Consider the following 3,965-nt stretch of genomic DNA (forward strand, 5'->3'; position numbering starts at 1 on the left):
TACGCCGATCCGCTCCTGCTGCCGATCGCCGTCCTCCTCAACGGCCTCGGCCTGGTCCTCATCTACCGCCTCGACCTGGAGACCCCGCACGACCGGGCGGCGGCGCCCCAGCTGGTCTGGTCGACGCTCGGGGTGGCGCTGTTCATCGTGGTGGTGCTGCTGCTGCGGGACCACCGGACGCTCCAGGGGTACGCGTACGTGTCGGTGGCCGCCGCCCTGGCGCTGATGATCCTGCCGATCTTCTTCCCCGCCGTGAACGGCGCCCGGATCTGGATCCGGATCGGCGGGCTGTCCTTCCAGCCCGGTGAGTTCGCGAAGATCCTGCTGGCGGTGTTCTTCGCCGCGTATCTGGCCGCCAACCGCCACGCGCTCGCCTACACCGGCCGCCGGTTCCGGCAGCTGCGGTTCCCCACCTGGCGGGTGCTGGGGCCGATCGTGGCGATCTGGGTGCTCAGCGTCGGCGTCCTCGTCCTGGAACGGGACCTCGGCACCTCGCTCCTCTTCTTCGGACTGTTCGTGATCATGCTGTACGTGGCGACGGGCCGGACCGGCTGGATCGCGATCGGCCTGGTCCTCGCCTCCGCCGGGGCCTTCCTCATCGGCTCGGTGGAACCGCACGTGCACAGCCGGGTGGAGGACTGGCTCGACCCCTTCGCCTCGATCCGCGCGGGCGAGGGACCGGGGCAACTGGCCCAGTCCCTGTTCTCCTTCGCGGCCGGCGGGATGCTCGGCACGGGGCTCGGGCTCGGCCACTCCGTCCTGATCGGCTTCGCGACCAAGTCCGACTTCATCCTCGCCACGGCCGGGGAGGAACTGGGGCTCCTCGGCCTCACCGCCCTCTTCGTCCTCTACGCGCTGCTCGTCGGCCGCGGTTTCCAGGCCGGCCTGTCGCTGCGCGACGCCTTCGGCCGGCTCCTGGCGACCGGGCTCGCCTCGATCGTCGCGCTCCAGGTGTTCGTGATCGCCGGCGGGGTGATGGGGCTGATCCCGCTGACCGGCATGGCGATGCCGTTCCTGGCGCAGGGCGGTTCGTCGGTGGTGACCAACTGGATGATCGTGGCGCTCCTGATCCGGGTCAGCGACTCGGCGCGCGCCCCGCTGCCCGAGGCGGCGGAGACGGACCCGGTCGCACCGGTGCGGGAGGGCGTGCGGTGATCCGGTACATCCGGCGGGCGGCGGTGCTCTGTCTCCTCCTCCTCGTCGCGCTGCTGGTGAACGCGGCCCGGGTGATGGTCTTCGAGGCGGCGGAGCTGGACGGCAACCCGGCCAACCGGCGGATCGCCATCCAGCGCTACGCGCAGCCGCGCGGGGAGATCGTCGTGGACGGCCGCCCGGTGACGGGCTCCCGCGACAGCGGGCAGCAGCTGCGCTGGGAGCGGACGTACCGCGAGGGGCCGATGTACGCCCCGCTGACCGGTTACGCCTCGCAGACGTACGGCACCACGCTGGTCGAGCACGCGGAGGACGCCGTCCTGGCCGGTACGGATCCGATGCTGGCGCCGCTGCCTCTGTGGAACGACCCGCGGCGGGGCCGGCGGCCGGGCGGGGACGTGATCACGACGATCCGCTCCTCGATGCAGGCGGCGGCCTTCCGGGGGCTCGCCGGCAAGCGGGGCGCGGTGGTGGCCCTGGAGCCGCACAGTGGCCGGATCCTGGCGCTGGTCAGTTCGCCCTCGTACGACCCGGGGGTCCTGTCGGGGACGGGCCGGGCGGTCAAGGACGCCTGGCGGCGGCTGAATTCCTCGCCGAACCAGCCGATGCTGAACCGGGCGCTGCGCCAGACGTACCCGCCGGGCTCCACCTTCAAGATCGTGACGGCGGCGGCCGCGCTCGACGCGGGGGCGGTACGGGACGTGGAGGCGCCCACGGACACCCCGGACCCCTTCGTGCTCCCGGGCACCCGGCAGGTGCTGCCCAACGAGGCGAAGGGGTGCGGGGACGCGTCGCTGGCGTACGCGATCCAGTGGTCGTGCAACACGGTGATGGCCGGGCTCGGGGTGGAGGTGGGCGCGGCCGGGATGGTGGAGGCGGTCGAACGCTTCGGCTTCAACGACACCGGGCTGCGCGTGCCGTCCTGGGTGGCGCGGTCGAACTTCGACCGGGGGATGAGCCCGGACCAGCTGGCGCTCTCCTCGATCGGGCAGTTCGACACCACGGCGACGCCGCTGCAGATGGCGATGGTGGCGGCGGCGGTGGCGAACCACGGCGAGATCGCCTACCCGTACCTGGTCGACCGGACGACGACCTCCGGCGGGACGACCGTGGGCCGGACGGCGCGCCGCACCTACCGGCAGGCGATGACCCCGTCGACGGCCGTCCAGCTCCAGCGGCTGATGGTCCGGGCGGTGGAGGAGGGGACCGGGGGCAACGCGGCGATCCCCGGGGCCCGGGTCGGCGGCAAGACCGGCACGGCGCAGCACGGGTTCGGCAACACCGGGACGCCGTACGCCTGGTTCATCGCCTGGGCGCAGGCCCTGGACGCGGCGCAGCCGGCGGTGGCGGTCGCGGTCGTCGTGGAGGACGCCGAGGCCTCCCGGACGGACATCAGCGGCGGCGGCAGCGCGGCCCCGGTCGCCCGGGCGGTGATGGCGGAGGCGCTGCGCCTGGAGGCGGAGGCCCGGAGGTGACCGGGACGCGGGCAGCGCCTCCGCGGCGGGCGGCTTCCCCGGCGCGGACCGGTCGTGAGCCGTGTCCGGCACGCGGGTGCGGGCGGTCCGGGGGCGCCGGCGGTCCGGCGCCCCCGGACCGGCCTAGGGCCGGACGTACGGCCGCGTCATGACCTCCATGTTGTGGCCGTCCGGGTCGGCGAAGTAGGCGCCGCGGCCTCCGAAGAGGCGGTTGATCCGGCCGGGTTCGGCGTGGGCGGGGTCGGCGTAGTAGGTGACCCCGACCGCGTCCAGGCGGGCGATGACGCCGTCGAACCGTTCCTCGGGGACGAGGAAGGCGTAGTGCTGGGACTGGATCGGCTCCTTCCTCTGCTCGTAGTAGTCGAGCGTCACGCCGTTGTCGAGGTCGAGGGGCAGGAACGGGCCGAAGGGGGCGCCGACCCGCAGGCCCAGGACCGCCGCGAGGAACTCGGCGGACAGGTACCGGTCGCTCGCGTGGACGACGGTGTGGTTCAGCTGGACGCCGGCGGAGGGCGGCTCGGGCGCGTGCGGATGCGGTGGGTGAAGGGACATGGGTGAGGTGTCTCCGGTCGTGTGATGTGCGGGGAAGGGCGCCCGGGGCGCGGGCCGCGAAGACGCGGAGAAGGAGGGCGGGCCTCTCGCCCGCCCCGGCCTCACGCCGGAGCCGGGACCCTCACTCGTGCGTGGCCCATGGCCGACCCGGCAGTCACCCGCCCGACCCTAGTGACCGGCCCGGGCGGGGGCAACATCGTTTCCCGGTCCGCGCCGGGCGGGACCGGGCCGCCGCCGGGTAGGCCGGGGCGCCCCGCGCTACTCCGCCGCCGCGCCCCGGGCGATCGCCTCCTCCACCTCCGCCACCCGCTCGCGCTCCTCCCGCGCGAAACGCTCCGCGTCCAGCCGTTCCGCGATCTCCTCGTCCTGGGCCATGAGGAGGTCCAGGTTGGAGTCGCCGAGCTCGAAGACGCCCATGTCCAGGTAGGCCTTCTGGAGCCGCTCGCCCCACAGGCCGATGTCCTTCACGCAGGGGACGATGCGGCTGAAGAGGAGCTTGCGGAAGAGGTGCAGGAAGGCGCTCCGTTCGCTCATCTCCTCGGCCTCCTTCTTCGGGATGCCGAAGTTCTCCAGGACCTCGACCCCGCGCAGCCGGTCGCGCATGAGGTAACAGCCCTCGATGACGAACTCCTCGCGCTCGCGCAGTTCGGCGTCGGTGAGCTGCTTGTAGTAGTCACGCAGGGCCATCCGGCCGAAGGCCACGTGCCGGGCCTCGTCCTGCATGACGTAGGCGAGGATCTGCTTGGGCAGCGGCTTGTCGGTGGTGTCGCGGATCATGCCGAAGGC

General features: G+C 73.2%; 3 protein-coding genes and 1 pseudogene. 2 read left to right on the top strand and 2 right to left on the bottom strand.

The window, feature by feature from the left end:
* Together RIF68_RS30105 and RIF68_RS30110 are read left to right on the top strand one after the other, a co-directional pair.
* The coding region (locus RIF68_RS30105; protein ID WP_309054439.1) for an FtsW/RodA/SpoVE family cell cycle protein at positions 1 to 1,155 on the top strand (1,155 nt) is incomplete at its 5' end.
* Complete coding sequence (locus RIF68_RS30110; protein ID WP_309054440.1) at positions 1,152 to 2,627, top strand: penicillin-binding transpeptidase domain-containing protein; 1,476 nt, start codon at positions 1,152 to 1,154, stop codon at positions 2,625 to 2,627. The genes RIF68_RS30105 and RIF68_RS30110, both read left to right, overlap by 4 nt.
* Positions 2,628 to 2,750: 123 nt before the next feature.
* Here RIF68_RS30110 and RIF68_RS30115 read toward each other — a convergent pair whose 3' ends face one another.
* Complete coding sequence (locus tag RIF68_RS30115; protein WP_309054441.1) at positions 2,751 to 3,179, bottom strand: VOC family protein; 429 nt, start codon at positions 3,177 to 3,179, stop codon at positions 2,751 to 2,753.
* 258 nt (positions 3,180 to 3,437) lie between these two features.
* Positions 3,438 to 3,965: pseudogene (locus tag RIF68_RS30120) on the bottom strand (aminobenzoate oxygenase); the annotation flags it as partial.

It is taken from the genome of Streptomyces sp., assembly GCF_031178505.1.
In the GTDB taxonomy this organism is placed as follows: Bacteria; Actinomycetota; Actinomycetes; order Streptomycetales; family Streptomycetaceae; genus Streptomyces; species Streptomyces gulbargensis.